This is a genomic window from Citrobacter braakii, from assembly GCF_009648935.1.
GTDB lineage: Bacteria > Pseudomonadota > Gammaproteobacteria > Enterobacterales > Enterobacteriaceae > Citrobacter > Citrobacter braakii.
The window spans coordinates 4,866,964-4,888,550 of the sequence record NZ_CP045771.1 but is presented as its reverse complement, the minus strand read 5'-3'; the positions used below and the strand labels follow the sequence as shown (position 1 = coordinate 4,888,550).

General features: G+C 49.3%; 18 protein-coding genes and 1 pseudogene. 16 read left to right on the top strand and 3 right to left on the bottom strand.

Features of this window, described 5'->3' with window-relative positions; genetic code table 11:
- Nucleotides 1-24: 24 nt before the first annotated feature.
- Nucleotides 25-1,743, bottom strand: a pseudogene (locus GFC06_RS23060) (flagellar biosynthesis protein FlhA); the annotation flags it as partial.
- On the opposite strand from GFC06_RS23060, the gene lafU reads away from it, so the two are divergent.
- The 3 genes from lafU to dinB all read left to right on the top strand — a co-directional run bounded on the left by lafU (nucleotide 1,655) and on the right by dinB (nucleotide 4,388).
- Nucleotides 1,655-2,569 carry a putative lateral flagellar export/assembly protein LafU gene (lafU, locus tag GFC06_RS23055; RefSeq protein WP_071600315.1) on the top strand — a complete coding sequence of 305 codons (915 nt, stop codon included), beginning with the start codon at nucleotides 1,655-1,657 and terminating at the stop codon, nucleotides 2,567-2,569. The pseudogene GFC06_RS23060 and the gene lafU overlap by 89 nt on opposite strands.
- A gap of 55 nt (nucleotides 2,570-2,624) precedes the next feature.
- Nucleotides 2,625-3,266, top strand: a complete 642-nt coding sequence (locus GFC06_RS23050) for a hypothetical protein (protein ID WP_049281652.1) — start codon at nucleotides 2,625-2,627, stop codon at nucleotides 3,264-3,266.
- Nucleotides 3,267-3,332: 66 nt separating this feature from the next.
- Nucleotides 3,333-4,388 carry a DNA polymerase IV gene (gene dinB, locus GFC06_RS23045; RefSeq protein ID WP_047357632.1) on the top strand — a complete coding sequence of 352 codons (1,056 nt, stop codon included), beginning with the start codon at nucleotides 3,333-3,335 and terminating at the stop codon, nucleotides 4,386-4,388.
- A gap of 53 nt (nucleotides 4,389-4,441) precedes the next feature.
- Here dinB and pepD read toward each other — a convergent pair whose 3' ends face one another.
- Nucleotides 4,442-5,899, bottom strand: a complete 1,458-nt coding sequence (gene pepD, locus GFC06_RS23040) for a cytosol nonspecific dipeptidase (RefSeq protein WP_016151863.1) — start codon at nucleotides 5,897-5,899, stop codon at nucleotides 4,442-4,444.
- 261 nt (nucleotides 5,900-6,160) lie between these two features.
- Between pepD and gpt the strand changes: the two genes are divergently transcribed.
- From gpt to crl, 3 genes are all read left to right on the top strand, one after another.
- Nucleotides 6,161-6,619, top strand: coding sequence for a xanthine phosphoribosyltransferase (gene gpt / locus GFC06_RS23035; RefSeq protein ID WP_003031380.1), 459 nt, complete (start codon nucleotides 6,161-6,163; stop codon nucleotides 6,617-6,619).
- A gap of 98 nt (nucleotides 6,620-6,717) precedes the next feature.
- Complete coding sequence (gene frsA / locus GFC06_RS23030; RefSeq protein ID WP_016155767.1) at nucleotides 6,718-7,962, top strand: esterase FrsA; 1,245 nt, start codon at nucleotides 6,718-6,720, stop codon at nucleotides 7,960-7,962.
- Between the two features lie 57 nt (nucleotides 7,963-8,019).
- Nucleotides 8,020-8,421, top strand: coding sequence for a sigma factor-binding protein Crl (gene crl / locus GFC06_RS23025; RefSeq protein WP_016151866.1), 402 nt, complete (start codon nucleotides 8,020-8,022; stop codon nucleotides 8,419-8,421).
- A 57-nt stretch (nucleotides 8,422-8,478) separates the two neighbouring features.
- Here the strand turns inward: crl and phoE are convergent, their stop codons facing one another.
- Nucleotides 8,479-9,534 (bottom strand): phosphoporin PhoE, encoded by a 1,056-nt coding sequence (phoE, locus tag GFC06_RS23020; protein WP_016151867.1) that lies wholly within the window; start codon nucleotides 9,532-9,534, stop codon nucleotides 8,479-8,481.
- 289 nt (nucleotides 9,535-9,823) lie between these two features.
- On the opposite strand from phoE, the gene proB reads away from it, so the two are divergent.
- From proB to GFC06_RS22970, 10 genes are all read left to right on the top strand, one after another.
- A complete protein-coding gene (gene proB / locus GFC06_RS23015) occupies nucleotides 9,824-10,927 on the top strand; it encodes a glutamate 5-kinase (protein WP_003031373.1) in 1,104 nt (367 codons plus the stop codon).
- An 11-nt stretch (nucleotides 10,928-10,938) separates the two neighbouring features.
- On the top strand, nucleotides 10,939-12,192 hold the full coding sequence (gene proA / locus GFC06_RS23010; RefSeq protein WP_103765891.1) for a glutamate-5-semialdehyde dehydrogenase: 1,254 nt from the start codon (nucleotides 10,939-10,941) through the stop codon (nucleotides 12,190-12,192).
- A 280-nt stretch (nucleotides 12,193-12,472) separates the two neighbouring features.
- Nucleotides 12,473-13,192 carry a Crp/Fnr family transcriptional regulator gene (locus GFC06_RS23005; RefSeq protein WP_047498426.1) on the top strand — a complete coding sequence of 240 codons (720 nt, stop codon included), beginning with the start codon at nucleotides 12,473-12,475 and terminating at the stop codon, nucleotides 13,190-13,192.
- Between the two features lie 595 nt (nucleotides 13,193-13,787).
- Nucleotides 13,788-14,375 (top strand): common pilus major fimbrillin subunit EcpA, encoded by a 588-nt coding sequence (gene ecpA / locus GFC06_RS23000; RefSeq protein ID WP_046276283.1) that lies wholly within the window; start codon nucleotides 13,788-13,790, stop codon nucleotides 14,373-14,375.
- A 53-nt stretch (nucleotides 14,376-14,428) separates the two neighbouring features.
- Nucleotides 14,429-15,106: an EcpB family pilus assembly chaperone gene (locus tag GFC06_RS22995; RefSeq protein ID WP_094761451.1), complete on the top strand. Its 678-nt coding sequence runs from the start codon at nucleotides 14,429-14,431 to the stop codon at nucleotides 15,104-15,106.
- A gap of 47 nt (nucleotides 15,107-15,153) precedes the next feature.
- Nucleotides 15,154-17,646, top strand: a complete 2,493-nt coding sequence (locus GFC06_RS22990; RefSeq protein WP_049281693.1) for a CS1-pili formation C-terminal domain-containing protein — start codon at nucleotides 15,154-15,156, stop codon at nucleotides 17,644-17,646.
- 4 nt (nucleotides 17,647-17,650) lie between these two features.
- The gene (locus GFC06_RS22985) at nucleotides 17,651-19,267 is read left to right on the top strand and encodes a fimbrial protein (RefSeq protein WP_153690708.1); all 1,617 of its coding nucleotides are present in this window, start codon (nucleotides 17,651-17,653) and stop codon (nucleotides 19,265-19,267) included.
- Nucleotides 19,264-19,959, top strand: a complete 696-nt coding sequence (locus GFC06_RS22980) for a fimbrial biogenesis chaperone (RefSeq protein ID WP_047498180.1) — start codon at nucleotides 19,264-19,266, stop codon at nucleotides 19,957-19,959. The genes GFC06_RS22985 and GFC06_RS22980 overlap by 4 nt, the downstream gene beginning before the upstream one ends.
- 144 nt (nucleotides 19,960-20,103) lie before the next feature.
- Entirely contained in the window at nucleotides 20,104-20,835 is a 732-nt protein-coding gene (locus GFC06_RS22975; RefSeq protein WP_153690707.1) for a winged helix-turn-helix domain-containing protein, read from the top strand.
- Nucleotides 20,810-21,283 carry a hypothetical protein gene (locus GFC06_RS22970; RefSeq protein WP_047498186.1) on the top strand — a complete coding sequence of 158 codons (474 nt, stop codon included), beginning with the start codon at nucleotides 20,810-20,812 and terminating at the stop codon, nucleotides 21,281-21,283. The genes GFC06_RS22975 and GFC06_RS22970 overlap by 26 nt, the downstream gene beginning before the upstream one ends.
- Nucleotides 21,284-21,587 lie beyond the last annotated feature (304 nt).

The window sequence follows — 21,587 nt, the reverse complement described above, 5'->3', positions numbered from 1 at the left end:
CGAATGGCACCGCCTCGTCAGGGGTTAACTCAACGCCCCCATAATCTTTAATTCCAGCTCATCCGGAACTTCGTTATATGACAACACCTGTAAGCCTGGTGCAAACAGGCGCGCATAGCGCGCAAGCAGAGGACGTAGCTGCGGTGCGACCAGCAGTACCGGCTCTTTACCCGCGGCTTTCATCTGTTCTTTAATCTGCGGCATATTGGTCTGGAACTGATTCAGCATATTAGGATCGACCGGTACGCTATCGAGCACCACTTTTCCACTTTGCTGAGCCTGATTCACTACATTAGCCAGCAGATTCTCCAGCTCATTATTCAGCGTGTAGACCGCCAGCTCATCTTTGCGCACAAACGGATGGGTAATGCTGCGACGGAGCGCCAGACGCACATCTGCCGTCAACAGAATATGATCTTTAGTGACGGCGCTACTGGCGATCAGTACGGTGGCAATGGTAACGATATCGCGCAGCGGCACGCCTTCGACCAGTAGCGCCCGATAAACCTTCAAGAGCTGGCTGTAATTCAGCGCCGCGCTCAGATCTTCCGCCAGACGGGGGGCCATCGAAGAGAGGCGGTTATGCAGTTGGGTAATATCATCGTAGTTAAACAGGTCGGGAATAAAGTTGCGAATGACCTTATTCACATGCGTCGCAATGACGCTGGCACTATCAATGACCTGATACCCCATATTTAGCGCTTTGGCTTTTTGCGCCGGGACAATCCACGTCACCGGCATACCATAGGCCGGATCGTGGCCTAACACACCATCGATCTCGCCATACGTTTCACTGGAGGGCAGCGCCATCAGTTTATCTGAAGGAATATCGGCCTCATCAGCCTTGATCCCATTGATAAAAATGGCGTACTGGGTCGGTTTTAGACGGAAGTTTTCGCGGATGCGAATTTCCGGGAGCAGCACGCCGTTAGTGTCTGAGATAACCTGCCGTACACCGCGAATACGTTGAGTGAGCGGATTCCCTTTGGATTTGTCTACCAGCGACACCAGTTTGTACCCCAGGCTCAGGCTGATTGGCTCGATCAAAGGGATAGTTTCCCAACTGACCTGTTGCTCGGTGGTTTCAACGATGGTTTTGGTCAGCGTCTCAAGATTTTTCTCTTCAGTTTCAGCCACCTTCGGGCGCTTGCTCATACGCCAGGCGGTGAACCCCATCAGGGCGCTGAACACCAGGAACGGGAAATGCGGCATTCCCGGTACCACCGCCAGTACAAACATAATGCTGGTGGCGGTATAGAGTACGGAGGGGCTGGCCAGCAGTTGGCTACGCACGTCTGTGGCGATATCACCGCTGTCGCTCACGCGAGTAACGATAATCGCTGCCGCCGTCGACAGCAGCAGAGATGGGATCTGGGCGACCAGACCGTCGCCGATGGTCATCAGTACGTATTGCTGGAAGGCGGCTTCGGCGCTTAAATCGTATTTAAAAATACCGATACAGACGCCGCCTATCAGGTTGATGGCCAGGATCATCATCCCGGCGATGGCATCACCGCGCACGAACTTCGACGCACCGTCCATTGCGCCATAGAAATCCGCTTCGCCCGCCACATCTTTACGTCGCGCCTGCGCCTGGGCCTGATTAATCAGGCCTGCGTTCAGATCGGCATCGATCGCCATCTGCTTCCCGGGCATGGCGTCCAGCGTAAAGCGGGCCGAAACCTCGGAGATACGCTCGGCACCCTTGGTAACCACGATAAAGTTGATTGTGAACAGCGTCAGTAAAGCTGACCGCGAAAATATCGTGGCGGCGCTGCATGGTCAGTCAATCTTTAACGGTGGCGGTATGGCGCCGTTAAATAAGCTGGGCAAGCAGCCGATAGCGCCGGGAGCGCAGAAGAAAAACGTCACGCGCAACAAACTCGATAAAACCGTCAACCCGCAGGAGACGGCGAAAATTACGGAAGAGAACGCGAAAAAGGCGCTGGATGTGAATGAAAAAGCGGTGCTGCTGAAACAAAAATCAGCCCGCGAATTGGGCGAACTGGCGACCGACATTAACGTTATCGCCCGCAATGCGCATATGGAAACTAACCTTGAAATGGAGATTGTTCCTCAGGGGCTGCGCGTACTGATTAAAGATGACCAGAATCGCAATATGTTTGAACGCGGTAGCGCCAGGATTATGCCGTTCTTTAAATCGCTGCTGGTTGAACTGACTCCCGTGTTTGACTCGCTTGATAACAAGATAATCATCACCGGGCATACAGACGCGATGAGCTATAAGAGTAACATTTACAACAACTGGAACCTCTCCGGCGACCGCGCTTTGTCGGCGCGACGCGTGCTGGAAGATGCCGGAATGCCGCAGAATAAAGTCATGCAGGTCAGCGCGATGGCGGACCAAATGCTGCTGGATGCGAAAAACCCGGAAAGTGCCGGGAACCGTCGCATTGAGATCATGGTGCTGACGCAAAGCGCTTCCGATACGTTGTATCAATATTTTGGCCAGCAGGGAGAGAAGGTTGTGCAACCGCTGGTGGATAAGCTGGACAAGCAAAAGCAAGTGACTTCTTTACGTCAACAATCTGCTCCCGTCACTCATTAATTCTGTTCCCGTCCCCCACGCAACGTGGGGGCAATTTATTCCTCAGGAAGGCAATGTGATAGATGTAACCCATATTATTCCATTGGATATTCATACTGATAACGTCACCGATGTAGCCTGTCAGGGGGCGCATTTCGACAAGGTCTCAGGTATCTGGTACACCGAACCCCACGAGCTAAACGGGGCGCTTCGTGACTATGTCTACGACACCGACAATTTTAATATTGTCGCGCCGTACTATCTGGTGATTACCTCGAAGATGCACTGCTGGAGCTGCCACCAAATTACCCGCATCCATGGCGTGATGTTTACCCGCTTTATTAAGAAAAATCAGGATGGTCAGGGCTGGCAGTCGGTCAGGCGTAACAGCTTTTTGTTCCACATTAATTCTCTGCCTGAAGAGATAAAAAAGAACATCAAAGCCAGCAATTACTACCTCGATAAAAGTAAAACCACCGGGCTACGTTACTGGATGAATCACTGTGAAATTTGTGGTGAACGTCTGGGCGACTACGAGCTTTTCTGCGTTGAAAATGATGCCTTCCGCCTGATGACAATCGAAAAACTGCTGCGGGCAAATGTTCGCAAAGTGAATAAACTGTTTGTCAGTACGGCGGGGAATCCCGCAGAACATACGAAAAAGGATATTGTGCGTTACCTGTGCGATGCCCGCTTCGTCATGAATGGTCCGGCGTAAGGAATAATCATACTTCTCACACTATAAAAATACTGTATACTTAAACAGTGTTGTGGGAGGCGAGTAATGCGCAAAATCATACATGTTGATATGGACTGCTTTTTCGCAGCGGTGGAAATGCGCGATAACCCCGCTCTGCGTGACATTCCCATTGCCATCGGCGGCAGCCGGGAGCGCCGGGGGGTTATCAGTACAGCCAATTACCCGGCGCGCAAATTTGGCGTGCGTAGCGCGATGCCAACGGGAATGGCGTTAAAGCTATGCCCGCATCTTACCTTATTACCCGGTCGCTACGAGGCCTACAAAGAAGCCTCCCGCCAGATTCAGGCGATTTTCTCCCGCTATACCTCGCTGATTGAACCCCTGTCGCTGGATGAAGCCTATCTGGATGTAACCGACAGCACCTACTGCCACGGTTCTGCCACGCTGATCGCCCAGGAGATCCGCCAGACGATTTTTAACGAGCTGCAGCTAACCGCTTCTGCCGGGATTGCGCCGGTTAAATTTTTGGCAAAAATAGCCTCCGATCTCAACAAGCCCAACGGGCAATATGTAATTACCCCTGCCGATGTTCCTGAATTTCTCAAAACGTTACCGCTCGGCAAAATTCCCGGCGTCGGCAAAGTCTCCGCCGCGAAGCTGGAATCAATGGGATTGCGTACCTGCGAGGATGTTCAAAAATACGACCTGGCAATGCTGCTCAAACGTTTTGGTAAGTTTGGTCGCGTGCTGTGGGAGCGAAGCCAGGGCATTGACGAGCGGGACGTTAACAACGACAGACTGCGCAAATCCGTCGGCGTGGAGCGCACGCTGGCGGAAGATATTCATGAGTGGTCAGAGTGTGAGGCGATTATTGAGCGGCTTTATCCCGAACTGGAACGGCGTCTGGCCAAGGTAAAGCCGGATCTCCTTATCGCTCGCCAGGGGATAAAACTCAAGTTTAATGATTTTCAGCAGACCACGCAGGAGCACGTCTGGCCGCGCTTAAATAAAGATGACTTAATTGCGACGGCGCGTAAAACCTGGGAAGAACGTCGGGGAGGGCGAGGCGTGAGGCTGGTGGGATTACACGTCACGCTGCTGGATCCCCAACTGGAAAGACAGCTGCTGTTGGGGCTGTGACTCTGATGGATTGCCGGATAAGCGTAGCGCTATCCGGCATTTAGCGCAGAATCTTACTTCGCCGGAATCGACTTCAGCAGTTCAGTCAGCAGCGTCCAGTAGTGACCAACGCTTTCGATATGAACCTGCTCATCCGGGGAGTGCGGACCGGTGATGGTTGGCCCGATGGAAACCATGTCCATTTCCGGATACGGTTTCTTGAACAGGCCACATTCCAGACCGGCGTGAATGATCTGGATGTTTGGCGTTTTGTTGAACAGACGCTGGTAGGTTTCGCGAACCAGGTGCATAACCGGAGAGTTAGCATCCGGTTGCCAGCCAGGGTATCCGCCTTTGGCCTGGGTTTTCGCGCCAGCCAGTTTACCCAGTGAATCCAGCATGCTCACCACGTAGTCTTTACCGCTGTCGATCAGAGAACGGATCAGGCAGTGAATTTCAACGTTGTCGTCAGTCATGGTTACAACGCCGACGTTCAGGGAGGTTTCTACCACGCCTTTGGCTACGTCTGAGTTGCGGATAACACCGTTCGGGGTGGCGTTCAGCAGACGTACGAAGCTGTCGCGAGACTGAGTGGTCAGCGCGGCTTTGTCGTGAGTAACGGCATCCAGCAGCAGAGCCAGGTTCTTCTCTTTGGCTTCCAGTTCGTTTTTCAGGATTTCCTGGTAGGTGTTGACCAGCGCTTTTAACGCATCAACTTTATCTGCCGCCACTGCGAGGGTGGCAAAGGCTTCACGCGGAATCGCGTTGCGCAGCGTACCGCCGTTGAAATCAACCAGACGCAGATCCAGCTCTTCAGCGTGACCCGCCAGGAAGCGTACCAGCAACTTGTTAGCGTTACCGAGACCAACGTGGATTTCGCCACCGGAGTGACCGCCTTTCAGGCCTTTCAACGTCAGCTTAAAGCTCTGGAAGCCAGCCGGGATTGCTTCACGGGACAGCGGCAGGTTAGAGGTAAAGTCGATACCGCCTGCGCAACCCATATAGATCTCACCTTCTTCTTCAGAGTCGGTGTTGATCAGGATATCTGCCTGCAGCCAGTTAGCCTGCAGACCAAACGCGCCATCCATACCTGCTTCTTCGGTCATGGTCAGCAGCACTTCGAGCGGACCGTGTACCACGTTGTCATCAGCCAGAACGGCCAGTGCGGACGCCATACCGATGCCGTTATCCGCACCCAGCGTGGTGCCACGGGCTTTTACCCATTCGCCGTCAATATAAGGCTGGATAGGATCTTTAGTGAAGTCGTGCACGGTGTCGTTATTTTTCTGCGGGACCATATCCAGGTGCGCTTGCAGAACGACCGGCTTGCGGTTTTCCATTCCTGCGGTAGCGGGTTTGCGAATCAGGATATTACCGACCTGATCGCGCTCGACGTGGAAACCTTTCTCTTGGGCCCAGCTCAGAATGTGTTCAGCGAGCTGCTCTTCATGGTAGGACGGATGAGGAATAGAACAGATTTTGGCAAAAATATCCCACAGCGGTTGCGGGGATAACTGAGACAGTTCAGACACGTTGAGTCTCCTTGGCGATGTCCTACAAAACTTGCTTGCAGGCCACAGGGTTAGCAGAATTAAAAACATCACAAGTCAGGCTTGCGCGATGCGATTGAGAATACCACTTTCTCCGCTGACGGCTAGCATAAAGCATGCAAAAAGAGGCGCGGATTCCGCGAAACACTGGTTTTTAGTGCGTCAGATCTCTATAATCTCGCGCAACCTATTTCCCCCTCGAACACTTTTTAAGCCGTAGATAAACAGGCTGGGACACTTCACATGAGCGAAAAATACGTCGTCACCTGGGACATGTTGCAGATTCATGCACGTAAACTGGCAAGCCGCCTGATGCCTTCTGAACAATGGAAAGGCATTATTGCCGTTAGCCGTGGTGGTCTGGTGCCGGGCGCATTGCTGGCGCGTGAATTGGGTATTCGTCATGTCGATACCGTATGCATCTCCAGCTACGATCACGACAACCAGCGCGAACTGAAAGTGCTGAAGCGTGCCGAAGGCGACGGTGAAGGTTTCATCGTAATTGATGACCTGGTTGACACCGGTGGTACCGCCGTAGCGATCCGCGAAATGTACCCTAAAGCGCATTTCGTCACTATTTTCGCTAAGCCGGCAGGTCGCCCGCTGGTGAATGATTATGTTGTTGATATCCCTCAGGATACCTGGATTGAGCAGCCGTGGGATATGGGCGTAGTGTTCGTTCCGCCGATCTCGGGTCGCTAATCTAAAAAGTTTTCAACGCCCGCACTGTCGGGCGTTGTTCTTTTTGTGCTGTGTCAGGTTACACTATGCCTTAGTGAGTACTCATGGAGGCTGCAATCATGTCACAGGCTAACCTCAGCGAAGTCCTGTTTAAACCCCGCTTCAAACACCCTGAAACGTCAACGCTGGTTCGTCGTTTTAATCACGGCGCGCAGCCGTCCGTACAATCGACCCTGGATGGCAAAACCATCCCGCACTGGTACCGCATGGTGAATCGCCTGATGTGGATCTGGCGTGGCGTCGATCCGCGCGAAATCCTCGAAGTGCAGGCACGTATCGTCATGAGCGAAGCCGAACGCACCGATAAAGAGCTCTACGACACGGTTATCGGCTATCGCGGCGGAAACTGGATTTACGAGTGGGCGAAGCAGGCGATGGACTGGCAACAGAAAGCCTCTATGGAAGAGGATCCGCAGGTGAGCGGACGCCACTGGCTGCATGCTTCCACGCTCTACAACATCGCTGCTTATCCGCACTTAAAAGGCGATGAGCTGGCAGAGCAGGCGCAGGCTCTGGCCAATCGCGCCTATGAAGAGGCCGCACAGCGTCTGCCGGGCACGCTGCGTGAGATGGAATTTGCCGTTACCGGCGGCGCGCCGATTACCGGCTTCCTGCATATGCCAAAAGGCGACGGTCCGTTCCCGACGGTGCTGATGTGCGGTGGCCTCGATTCCATGCAAACGGATTATTACACTCTGTATGAGCGCTACTTTGCCCCGCGCGGTATTGCCATGCTGACGCTGGATATGCCGTCGGTCGGGTTCTCGTCAAAATGGAAACTGACCCAGGACTCCAGCCTGCTGCACCAGCACGTATTAAAAGCGCTGCCGAATGTTCCATGGGTGGATCACACCCGTGTGGCGGCCTTCGGCTTCCGCTTTGGCGCCAACGTGGCAGTACGCCTGGCGTATCTGGAATCATCACGTCTGAAGGCGGTGGCCTGTTTGGGGCCGGTGGTTCATGCGCTGCTTAGTGACCCGCAGCGCCAGGCAAGCGTCCCGGAAATGTACCTTGACGTTCTGGCCAGTCGTTTAGGGATGCACGACGCATCCGATGAAGCGTTGCGCGTTGAGCTTAATCGCTATTCATTAAAAGTGCAGGGCCTGCTGGGCCGACGCTGCCCGACGCCAATGCTGTCGGGGTTCTGGAAAAACGATCCGTTTAGCCCGGAAGAGGAGTCGCGTTTAATCACTTCTTCATCTTCTGACGGTAAGCTGCTGGAGATTCCATTCAACCCGGTGTATCGCAATTTTGACAAAGGGCTGCAGGAAATAACCGGTTGGATCAATCAGAGATTGTGTTAAAAGTTTGCTAAATTTTATCGATTTGGTAAAACAGGTGCTTCACCTAAGGAGATCGTAATGACGTTACCGAGTGGGCATCCGAAAAGTAGATTGATCAAGAAATTCACCGCGCTTGGCCCGTACATCCGGGAAGGGCAGTGCGAAGATAATCGGTTTTTTTTCGATTGTCTGGCTGTTTGCGTCAATGTGAAACCCGCCCCAGAGAAACGCGAGTTTTGGGGCTGGTGGATGGAACTGGAGGCGCAGGAAAAACGCTTCACGTACAGCTACCAGTTTGGCTTGTTCGATAAAGACGGGAACTGGACTGCAGTGCCGGTGAAAGAGACTGAAGTGGTAGAGCGACTGGAATACACCTTACGTGAATTTCATGAAAAATTACGTGGGTTGTTAACGTCGCTGAATCTGGCGCTGGAGCCTGCTGACGATTTTAACGATGAACCGGTTAAATTAACGGCATAATGAACAGTAAAATGCCGGATGGCGGCGCAACCCCATCCGGCATTTTTTTATGCTACATCAGAACTGATAAACCATACCGACAGCAACGATATCATCATTGTTGATGCCCAGTTTATTGTCGCTATCGAGCTGGTTGATTTTATAATCGACAAACGCGGACATATTTTTGTTGAAATAGTATGTTGCGCCAACGTCGATATAATTCACCAGATCCTCATTGCCTACGCCTTCAATATCTTTCCCTTTTGACAGCACATAACCCAGTGACGGACGCAGACCAAAGTCAAACTGGTACTGAACTACCGCTTCGAAGTTCTGTGTTTTATTGGCGAAGCCGCCGGAAATTGGCGTCATATTGCGCGTTTCAGAATAGAACGTCGCAATATAAATATCGTTTGCATCATATTTTAAACCGGTCGCCCAGGCTTCTGCTTTATCGCCTGTCCCGCGCGTTTGCAGATTCTGCTGGTTGGTACGATCGGAGTTGGTATACGCACCGCTCACCGCGAAATCGCTGCCGCCAAAGTCATAGGTAACGGAAGTACCAAAACCGTCGCCGTTTTGTTTTTTCACATCGCGGTCCTGATTTTTCCCCTGGTATTGCAGGGTGAGATCCAGACCATCCACGACGCCGAAGAAGTCGGTGTTACGGTAGGTCGCCAGGCCGCTGGCGCGTTTGGTCATAAAGTTATCGGTCTGCGCGGAGGAGTCGCCGCCGAATTCCGGGAACATATCGGTCCACGCTTCCACGTCGTACAGCGCGCCGAGGTTACGACCGTAATCAAACGAGCCAAGGTTTTTTAATTTCAGACCGGCAAAGGCCAGACGGGTTTTTTGCTGGTTTGAGTCGCTTTCGGCTTTATTGCCGGCGAACTCTGCTTCCCAGCGGCCATATCCCGTCAGTTCATCGTTAATTTGCGTTTCGCCTTTAAAACCTAAACGGATATAGCTCTGGTCGCCGTCTTTGCTGTCATAATCCGTCATGTAATGCATGGCTTTTACTTTGCCGTACAGGTCCAGTTTATTACCGTTCTTGTTATACACTTCCGCTGCCTGTACGGATGCCGACGCAGTAATACCCATCACCACTAATGCCAGAGTGCTCTTTTTCATTTTCATTCCTGATTAAAAGTACGCGCTAATATTCACTGGGTGTGATCCCCGTTAAAAGACAGGAGGGTTTTTAACGTCTGGTAATGAACGTTTTATGACAAAGTAAGAATATTTTTAAAAAAGGATGTTTTTTTGTTTCTGTAATAAATGCGTCAAAATCTGCCGCTACGCTTGCTGATCCTGCGCAATAAAATTTCATGCTTTGTGCGCTGGTTGTTGGCAACCGGGGCCAGTCCTGCTAAAACGTTCGTTTGATATCATTTTCCCCAATTTTGAATGGCAGAGAATCATGAGTGACAGCCAGACGCTGGTGGTAAAACTTGGCACCAGTGTGTTAACGGGCGGATCGCGCCGCCTGAACCGCGCCCACATCGTAGAACTGGTTCGCCAGTGTGCGCAGCTCCATGCCGCAGGGCATCGTATTGTTATCGTTACCTCGGGCGCGATTGCCGCCGGACGTGAGCATCTGGGTTACCCTGAGCTCCCGGCAACGATAGCCTCGAAACAGCTGTTGGCGGCGGTAGGGCAGAGCCGATTGATTCAACTATGGGAACAGTTGTTCTCGATTTACGGTATTCACATCGGACAGATGCTGCTAACGCGTGCGGATATGGAAGACAGAGAGCGCTTCCTTAACGCCCGCGATACGCTACGCGCGCTGCTGGATAACAACATCGTTCCTGTCATTAATGAGAACGACGCCGTAGCGACCGCCGAAATTAAAGTCGGTGATAACGACAACCTTTCAGCGCTGGCGGCGATTCTGGCCGGGGCCGATAAGCTGCTGCTGCTGACCGATCAGCAAGGGCTGTTTACCGCCGATCCGCGCACCAACCCGCAGGCTGAGCTGATCAAAGACGTTCACGGTATTGATGATGCGCTGCGCGCCATTGCCGGTGATAGCGTCTCGGGTCTGGGAACCGGCGGTATGGGGACTAAACTGCAGGCCGCTGATGTTGCATGCCGCGCCGGGATTGACACCATTATTGCCGCAGGCAGCAAGCCGGGCGTAATTGGCGACGTGATGGAAGGCGTTTCCGTTGGGACGCGTTTCCATGCACAGGCCTCTCCGCTGGAGAACCGTAAACGCTGGATCTTCGGCGCACCGCCAGCCGGGGAAATTACCGTTGATGAGGGGGCGACCGCAGCGATTCTGGAGCGTGGCAGTTCATTACTGCCAAAAGGCATTAAAAGCGTGACAGGCAACTTCTCTCGTGGTGAAGTGATCCGCATCTGCAATCTCGAAGGGCGCGATATTGCCCACGGCGTTACCCGCTATAACAGCGATGCGCTGCGCCGTATTGCCGGACATCACTCACAACAGATCGACACCATCCTGGGCTACGAATACGGTCCGGTTGCTGTCCATCGCGACGACATGATTACCCGTTAAGGAACAGGCATATGCTGGAACAAATGGGCATTGCTGCCAAAGCTGCGTCATACAAGCTGGCGCTGCTCTCCAGTCGCGAAAAAAACCGCGTACTGGAAACGATAGCTGATGAGCTGGAAGCGCAAACGGAAAGCATCCTCAGCGCGAACGTACAAGATGTTGAGCAAGCGCGAGCCAACGGCCTGAGCGACGCGATGCTCGACCGCCTGGCGCTGACTCCGGCGCGTCTGAAAGCGATTGCCGACGATGTGCGTCAGGTATGTAATCTCGCCGACCCGGTCGGGCAGGTGATTGACGGCGGTCTGCTGGATAGCGGCCTGCGTCTCGAACGTCGTCGCGTTCCGCTGGGCGTGATTGGCGTGATTTATGAAGCGCGTCCAAATGTCACCGTTGACGTTGCTTCCCTGTGCCTGAAAACCGGTAATGCGGCGATCCTGCGCGGTGGGAAAGAGACGTACCGGACGAATGCGGCAACCGTGGCGGTTATCCAAAAGGCGCTGGAAGCCTGTGGTTTACCCGCTGCAGCCGTGCAGTCGATAGATAACCCGGACCGAGCGCTGGTCGCTGAAATGCTGCGTATGGATAAGTACATTGATATGCTGATCCCTCGCGGCGGCGCGGGTCTGCATAAGCTGTGCCGTGAGCAGTCGACTATCCCGGTCATCACCGGCGGCATTGGGGTCTGTCATATTTATGTTGATGATAGCGCGGAGATCGACCCGGCGCTGAAGATTATCGTCAACGCCAAAACCCAGCGTCCGAGCACCTGTAACACCGTAGAAACCCTGCTGGTGCATCAGGATATCGCTGCGCGTTTTCTGCCTGCGCTGAGCCAGCAGATGGCACAAAGTGGCGTCACGCTGCATGCCGACGACATCGCGCTGGCCACATTGCAGGCAGGGCCCGCTAACGTGGTTGCGGTGAAAGCCGAAGAGTATGACGACGAGTTTCTGTCGTTGGATCTGAACGTGAAAATCGTTACCGATCTGGACGATGCTATCACCCACATTCGCGAGCATGGGACCCAGCATTCCGATGCCATCCTGACGCGCACCCTGCGTAACGCCGATCGTTTCGTGAATGAAGTGGACTCTTCTGCCGTGTACGTTAACGCCTCTACTCGTTTTACCGATGGCGGCCAGTTCGGACTGGGGGCGGAAGTGGCAGTGAGTACGCAAAAACTGCACGCGCGCGGCCCAATGGGTCTGGAAGCACTGACCACCTATAAGTGGGTTGGCTTCGGTGACGACACGATTCGCGCGTAATTGAAAACGGGCGATGCCATAATAGGCCTATGATTTTCAGGTCTGTTAAGGCATTGCTCGGTTAATTCTACCTTTTACCCCGCTACCGCATTTGTTTTCTATCCTGCGTTTTATCATCATCCGCATCAGTCTGGTTTTTAGCCATGCGCTCCCTGGCGTTGAAAGACGACGTATCACAGAATTTTCCCTGCCAGCATGAATTTTCTGGGTCTGCGGCTCACGTATTGTTCCTATGGTCTAATCTATTAGAATCAGTCTCATTTTTATGAGGAGTAGTTGCGTGAAATCGGATATTCACAAACATAGCATTCCTGTTGTGCCACTCGGCAACCCGTTTCCCCCCCGCCATTGTTCACTGTGTCCAAAGGGCGCGGCGATTGATCGTGATAATCAATACCGATTAATAGACAAAAGAAGGAAGTTTAAAGCGGGGGAGATACTCGCCCGGCAGGATGGAGCCGCGGACATGCTTTTTGTTATTCACGAGGGGTACTGTACGTCCAGCGTGGAATGTGGTGATAACGATTTTATCAGTCGCTTTTATGTTCCGGGAGACATCATGGCGCTGGATGCTGTTGAGGGGGGGAAGTATCTGACAACGATCAAGGCTGCAACGGCTGCGGAGGTATGTCATATCGATATTGCGCGGTTGTTCAAGGCAGCAGAAAAGGAGCCGTCGGTTGCAGCGGCAGTCATCAAGTTTCTCTGCAGGGACAATGGATTCATTGTTGAAAAACTACGGCGTTATGCCAATAAACATGCTGAGGCCAGAATCGCTGCTTTCCTCGTGGAGTTTTACGAAATGCATTTACGTATTGGCAGGCCAGAAACGACGCTTCGCTTGCCATTCTCGCGAGAGGAAATTGCCAGTTATCTCGATCTTAAAATTGAAACCGTTAGCCGCTCATTAAAATCCCTCGAACATCAAAAGTTGATTAGCTTACATCGGGTCCGTACGGTAACAATTAATAGTTATTTGGGGTTAAAAGGTTTCAGCTAACGCTATCTTTGCCGTGCATTATTTATCTCTTGATATTCCAGGAATATTCATTTTATATAGAAAATTCCTGGTTTTATTTATGTGGAATAATTATCAATTCGAATGATAATCCTACAGGTCAGCGCTATTTTTATAAGAATATTCCCCCTTAAATAAATATTTCATGAGAATTTTCTTGTGAAGTTAAAAAATTAGCATGATTGCAACAAATAATAAACATTATAGAGAGAGTATGTGGGTGTTAATTATCTTTATGTTTTTTAAGGGTTTTACCCCTGGGCTATTTGTATGATCTTTTTGATATTTATCAAAAACTTAAAAAAGATGAATTGTTTGGTTTTTATTGTTTGTGTGGATAATAATTCTAAAAATGTACATATTTTAAGTAATTATATCTTAGGAAACTTCTTAGATAATGTTTTTTATAGGAAAATTCTTAGTTTTTTGTAATTTTTACGTTTTAGGGTTTGTTGAGATGTTACTTAATCCAAATGATAATTTTCTGGCGCGGCAATTCTGGCTCGCAATTAATGGAACCGCTGGAGTGACTTAATAATAAGACTCGGTGGTGAGTTTGTTCTTAGGAGAAGATAAAATGAAAAAAATATTATTAGTAACATCTCTGGCTTCTGTATTTGTTGCAGCAAATGCAATGGCAGATGTTACTGCTTCTGCAACAGCCTCGTGGGACGCGACGGCAACGAAAGATACCACCAGCATGTTGGTTGTCACCCCGCTGAACTCTTTAACTTTCCAGTATGCTGAAGGGCTGAATGCCTTCAACTCTCAGGACGGTGCTTTTGATGTGACGATTCAGGGTCAGGAGACGGCAACTGATTTTGAACTGACTGCTCAGATTATTAGTAACACTCTGATCAACGCCAGTGGTGATGCTTCTACCCTGAACGTAGGGGTGGCATGGAATGGCACTGCGCTGACTAATTCATCAGATACTGTCCTTGTTAACTCCAGCTCCACTTCTGGTCTTGAAAGCTTGATGGCTGATGGCGCTTATAACGGTGCGGATCGTGTCAGCGATCAATCCAACTTCAAATTCACCATCGCGTCAGCGACTTCTGATGGTAGTCAGACAGTAGCAGATTACTCTGCACTGCCAGACGGCTATTGGACTGGCGATGTAAAAGTACAGTTCAATGCAACCTGGACGACTCCGTCTGCCTAAGTAATAAAAAATTCGGGAGAATTTTTTCTCCCGAATTTATCAGGAATGGTGTCATGAAAAAATATTTACCGGCAGCGATGTTGGTAGGGTTAGTAGCATCTTTTCCCGGATGGGCAATTAATGTTGGTGAAATCACATCGATCATGACTTCTGCTGAGAGTTCATTATCGAAAGAAATTATCAATACGACAGATGCGGCGCGTTATGTCAGTGTTTCGGTAAAACAATTGTCATCACCTTTGGCGGGGGGAATCGAAATAAAGCCCGTTAATTCCGGAGAATTACTCTCTACACCTGCCAATCTTATTCTTCCAGGTCAGGCGAAGGATGTTTTTCGTTTCTTTTATAAAGGACCTGCAGATGATATCGAGCGTTATTATCGTCTGCAATGGATAGATGAGCCGGTCACCGAGAGCGCGGAAACCCGGGCGAATAAAATGGCTGTTGCAACAGCGTCGGCTGAAATTGGCACTATCCTGGTAGTCGCGCCGCGCAAGGAGCGTTTTGAATATAGCCGAAATGGCGATGTTATTACCAATACCGGCAATGTATCGTTTCGTGTGATCGCTTATGGGGCTTGTAAAGATAAGGCTCGCGAGCGGGGGCGAGGCTGTCGCGAACGTTATTACATTATGCCGGGTACAAAAATAAAATTACAGTTTACCGACATTAGTAATAGCCGTTCACGCATCGGTATCTGGCACGGTAAGCAGTTTATTACAGTGAAGTGATGGTCAATAGCAGGGATAAATAAAATTACCGGAATGTAAGGATGCAGATGACAACAACAAATATTGTCGGCGGTAGCATTTGTCTTTTTCTTGCGCTGACACCAGGATTTTCACATGCAGCCCCAGTAAAAGTGGGTAATTATGTTATCCCCAGCGCTTTCGCCCGTTCACTGGAGCAGGGAATGACGGTGCCGGTATATATTCGTTACAACGAGACTGACGAGAAAAGTCAGCAAAAAGTTGCCGATGCGGTGATTTCCCTTGTTGATGGCAATATTACGGTTAAAGCCCTGACTCTTGCTGAATTGCCCAATAATGCCGTGTTATCTGGAAAAACCCGCGCGTTGGTGGAAAAAATTCGTGATGTGAAGTTTCACGATAACACCAATATCGAGCTATCGAATGATGCACGTCTGCAACTCAACGTCTCCTCATTTCATCTGGAGATGATTGTCAGCAAAGATGCGTTAACTGAAGCGATTGTCGCACGCAGCAGCCTGCTTGGACCTTCCAGCGTGGAGACTCTCTCTAACGTCCTGAACTATAACTTTGGCACCTACTACAACGATTATCATAACGGCAGCAGTACCCGCAGCTATCTGACGATGGACAATACAACATCGCTGCGTGAACACCATGTCAACATTAACGGTTCGTTCTACGGCATAGGCGACAGCAACAGCACCAGTAAACTCTATCGCGCGATGTATGAGCGTGATTATGACGGATATCGACTGGCGCTCGGGATGCTCGACACCTGGAATGTCCAGTCTATTGCCAGCCTGAATGCGCTGAATGGTGGGAAAATTTACGGCGTAAGCTACGGAAACAAAGGAAGTACGGTTGTTGAGAATACCTCGCTTTCGCTCACGCCAATTACCGTATTTTTGCCAGCCGCTGGCGAGGTTCATGTATTTCGTGACGGGCGTTTGCTCAGCGTACAGAACTTTAATATGGGCAGTTATGAAATTGATACCAGTCGTTTCCCGTATGGTGTTTATGACGTCACGGTAGATATCGTGGTCAATGGCCGGACAATTAATAGTCGTATCAGTCGGGTTAATAAAATCTTTGCCCGCCAGCAGGCTGCCGGAATTGATCAGCTCTCATGGCAACTGTTTGGTGGCTCACTGGATTATGACCGTGTGAGTTATAAGCGAAACCACTATCAGGATTTAGGCAATGAGCAGACCTGGATTGCCGGCGGTGCCGCATCGGTGACGCTGGCGATATTGTCGGGGCTGGGCCTGAAATCTACGCTCTACGGTTTTGGCAACAATGCGGTTAATGAAACGGATGTCACGCTCAATGTGAATGAATACGTAAGCATTGGCAATCAGACGCTGGTAGCGAACGATTCGTCATGGCGAAACATCAGTAATATCAATCTCAATATCCCCGAGGGATATGGTTCCCTTTGGGCATCTCGTGAAGACAGTAAAATTGGCGACCGTCTGCCCATGCAGGAGCGTGACAATTATTCCATTGGTGGCACTCTTAACCTCGGAAAGTTTATTCCTCATGGCGGCTCGCTTACCGTGAGTCAGACGGAGAATCGCTACTCGGGAAATAAATACCGTAACCTGGACTACAGCACGAACCTTTATTCAGGCAAGTATGCCACGGTTGGGTTGCGCGCAGGTATTCAGCGTTATTACTACAACAACCGGAATGACGATGGGCGACAGGAACGTTATGTCAGCCTGGATTTATCGTTGCCGTTGGCGTCCTGGATGAGCATGGGCGTCTCCCGGGATCGCTATGGCAGCACTCAGGGTAATCTCAGCGCGCGCAAGCAGTATGCTGAAGGCCCCATTAAATCGGTCGGATTGTCGGCTTCGACACGCCTGAGTGGCGAGCAGTATTACGACAATAATTACTCGGTAAACGGCAATCTGAGTTATGACACGAAATATAACGCCGGCACCGTATCGGTAACGCGTTCTGCGGACAACTCCACCAATATGAACTTCTCTTCTCAAGGTTCCCTGGCGTGGGCAGGAAAAGATTTCGGTCTGAGTAAAGAGAGGCAAAGGTCAGGCATTATTGTGAAAACCGATTTGACCGGCGAAGGGAAACTGGCTGCGAAGATTAATAACCGAAATTATCTTCTCAGCGGTAAATCAAATTTCATTGCACTGCCGCCTTATGCTCAGTACAAGCTGGAGATCCTCAATGATAAAAACTCTGAAGACAGCTTTGATATTGTTTCAGGGCGCAAACAGGAACTGACGCTATATCCGGGTAACGTGGGTGTTATCAACCCTGAAGTGAAAAGTATGGTCACCGTATTCGGGCGTATTCGTTATCCCGATGGGCAGTTAGCTGCAAACACCGATATTCATAATCACATCGGTAAAACGCGTACGGATGAAAAAGGAGAGTTTGCTATCGATATCGATAAGAAGTATCCAGTCATCACGTTAATTTCAGCCAATGGCAGCCTATGCGAAGCCGATCTCGATTTGGAAAAAGCACGCGGCGCAGCGTGGGTTGGTGATGTGAAATGTGCCACGCAAACCACGATGGCGCAGAGGTAATAAAATGAAAGTATTAATTAAAGTAGCTACTGTAATCTGTGCCGTGGGGAGTTTCACGTCTGCGCCTGCTTTGGCTTTAAATGCAGTATCTTCCGGCTCAGTCAGTAATAACTATTTGTTTATTGAAAATGCCATTGATAGTGAATACTTTATCACCCCCTCCGCACTCGATCCGCGTTTCAGCGGGTCAAACACGTGGATAAAATACGGTACCTCTCAGGTGAGTCTCGGGTATTTAGGTTTTGTCATCTGGACTGCGCCAGGAAATTATTATCAGGACATGTGGATTGATAATTCCCCGATTAACGGGCCTTTTCGGGGGATCCGTTGTTATAGCGGCAGCCAGTGTCCATCAACTGGATTTATTGCCGGGCAAGGCACTGATAAAAACGGTTTTTATCATGCGCAGGTGGGATCTGTCGCAGGTGTTATTGGTGGCGCCTACGGATTCGCTTCCCTGACGGATACTGCCTATGAGTACTTTCGCAATGTGCCTACCGGTAGCAGCGAAACCTATGTGTTCAACCGTTGTTATACTTCCGTAGATTATGATTATTCTTCCGGGCAACGTTGCAAAGATCAATCGAAAGGATTATGGAATTACGTCAATTATACGTTAACCAAACGTGGTCATCTGTCACTGGTATCGACTAATGCATTTCAGGAACTTTGGGTTGCCAGCGACGGTACGCCGAGCATCACCAAAGACTCTGGTTATTGCGAGCTTGGCGTGGTAGGCAGCGAAGATGGCGTGATTTGCAAAATGGTAAATTATAACCTGCAACAAACCGCCAATCTGACCGCCTCTCTGACGTTTCGCGCTTATGTCGACACGGCGATGCTTGGTTTTACGCCTGGACCGGCCACCGTGAAATACTCCGGGAATGGTTCAAACTGGTATAACTATGGTACTTCAACTGCTTATTACAACGTTTTCACGACCTCTGGAGAGTACATATATATTTTTCTGTCAAAAGTATTCCTGAAAAAACTCGTCGATTCAGGAATCAGCATTACTAACACTCAACCGTTTACCTTCGGTTTTTATAATGGCTTAACACCTGAGTCAGGGCACTACCAGTTTACGCCTTCGCTACAGATCAATATTGTGCCGAAGGAGTATGGGATCAGTATCGTCTCTTCAGACAACACCGCTTCTGCGAGCGGCAGTGGCACGATTGGCGACGCCGCTCCTATAGAAATAGATTACACCGTGACAGTCTCCGGTCCTCGTCAGGCTGATAGCATTACCGCGCAAGTTATCGGAGAAAGTACGACAATAAACAGTGTGCCTTACTGTCTGTTTACCTCCCCTCAAGGCGGGCTGTCAGTCCCAATCCCCGCCTTTCTGCAGTACAACAGTCAGTCGGGGGGCGTGGTGAAGAAACGAAATAGCTGTAGTGAAGCAGCAATCAATATGAGCGATGCGCAGTGGCAACAGACGCCCTGGGACGCAAATAACAATGACGATGGAAGCTATTATGCTACTGATTTGAAACTGCTTTTCCCAATGAATGATTCACGGTCGATGTTAACTGTTTCCGGAACAGATTGGGAAGGTGTCGTCAGTGCCAGTGGAGAGATAACAGTCACGGCGAATTGGGTGGGAGTGACGCCATGAACCGCTGCCGTTTGGTGTTTAGATGGGTATTTATCTTACTTTCCGGGTTGACTATATTCTCCGCACAGGCTGTCTACCTGGAGTCGACCATTTATGAGATGCCATCGGATAAATCATTTATCAGCAAACGGATCTATAACGATAGCCAGAAACAGAATTTGTACAGTATTGGCGCAGTAAAAATTGATAAGCCTGGACCGGGAGGTGAAAACAGAAGTGCCATCGCTGAAGGCGAACTTCTGTTTACGCCGCTGAATTTTTCACTGGCTCCGCAGGCGAGTGAGTTTTTTAAGATTTTCTACCGTGGACCGCAGGATGATAAAGAACGCTATTACCGAATTCTGTTTCGTGAAATGCCGATAACGCTGTTTACCGAGCGTAATCAAGGGAAAGGAGGGCAGGCTCTCCCGGTGATCGCTATGGACACCATATTGGTTGTTCGCCCGAGAAAAATGAATCTGGCCTACACCATTGATGAGGCAAACGGAACACTGAAAAACACCGGGAATACTTTTTTTAAAATCATCGTACACCTGGGGTGCAACTCAACCGATGATGAAGCCACCATGCGTTATGTGTTGCCGGGTGAAACCTGGCGTAGTAGCGATTTGAAATCAAAAAACCGGAAATTTATCGTTGCATTGCAGAAATACATACCAGTAGGTCAGGGGTGCTTCAAACTCAATCAATAGTAAGCATTAATTCTGATCCGATATGTCATGGTTAGATATCGAACCTATACTGTAACTGTCTTTATACAATGCAGTAATCAGCTCGGCACAGATGAAATTTTAGTCATTTGCACTCAACGTCACGGTAATTAAGAGTCAGGTAGTATGAATAGTATAATTAATGAACAGGTTGAGTATGATTCCACCAGAAAAAGCCTGAAACATCGCGATACGACAATAATTCTTTCGGCATCTACCGCGAGACTACTTGAGCTATTCATTGCCCATAAAAATCAACAAGTCCACCGCGAGTTTATCATTGAAGAAGTGTGGAAAAAGCATGGCATGGCCCCATCGGGTCATAGTCTTAATAAAAGCATCAGTATTTTGCGAAAAGCATTTAGTGAGCTGGGGGCGGGTAATCCCATTGAAACGCTGCCCCGGCAGGGATTTTTGTTCCATGCTTCGATCAGCGGTGAATCGCCATCTTCCTGTGAAGATGAAACTGTGCGTTCGGTAACTGAGACGGTGAACTCATCCGTAAGACCAAAACGTAAAAATATTATTCTGTTCATTTTATTATTTGCATTTCTTGGAAGCGCCATATTTATATTTTCAGCTCTTAATTCAAGATCCAAAAATTTTATCTATATCAGGGCAATAGATGATTGTGAACTTTATACTGCCGATGACAATAATGCTGATAAAACAAAAGCATTTTTATCTTCTGATATGTGGCGAAAAGTAAATGCGGCTTGTCATGATGGCAAGAAAACAATTGTTTTTTATGATGATAATAATTTATCAGCCGGCAATGATCTTAGAGTGAATTTGCTTGGGATTTGTACGTTAGAGAAAGGAGGGGTTGTCCGTGAATGTGAAAATTTTGTTTATTAGTGGGGCAATCTTTCTTGCAGCGATAACAGCATATTTTTTATATCGCCATCAAGAACCTGAGACGCTGACCTGCTCGGCAAAAACTTACCTGCATCTGGAGGCGCAAACTCAGGGTGTAAAAATTGAAGGTGAAGTTCTGCTGGTTTTTCGTATTTCTTCTGCTACCGAAGGGCGGGTATCTCAGGTAGGAAGCCTCAATATTCAGGGTAAAAATTATGCTGTAGATCGTAATGTTATCCTGAATTTTATTGGTAAAGATCGTGATGGTTACCTGCAGACCCGTCGTGTAGCTATTGTTAAAAATAAAAATGATAATGTTCCTGATGACGTTACCGAACAACTCATGTCACGACAGGAAATTTTTTATTATAAGATCATCCATATCGCCAAAAATGTCTATGCGATCAGAGATCTGCGACGTACGTTAATGGTTTGTCGGGCAGCATAAGTAACAATAATATGTTATCCTTACGGTTTTAGTAGTTTTATATTTTGTCGTTTTTAGTGTTCGTAGTTTTTTGTTTTGTCTTACAGTGAAAATGAGCAATAGGATTTGTATTGATGAAGAATTAGGATTTTTCCTTTTTCAATAATTAAAATGGCCTTAACATTTAATGGTAATATTCATATGGATAAGCGTGATTATACATTCTGAAACTGCGTGAGATGACTTATGGATAAAGTTATTTCGCGGACTGCATTGTAATTTCTGGAGGCTAAAGGTGTTGTATATTCTCTCGTGTATAAAACGA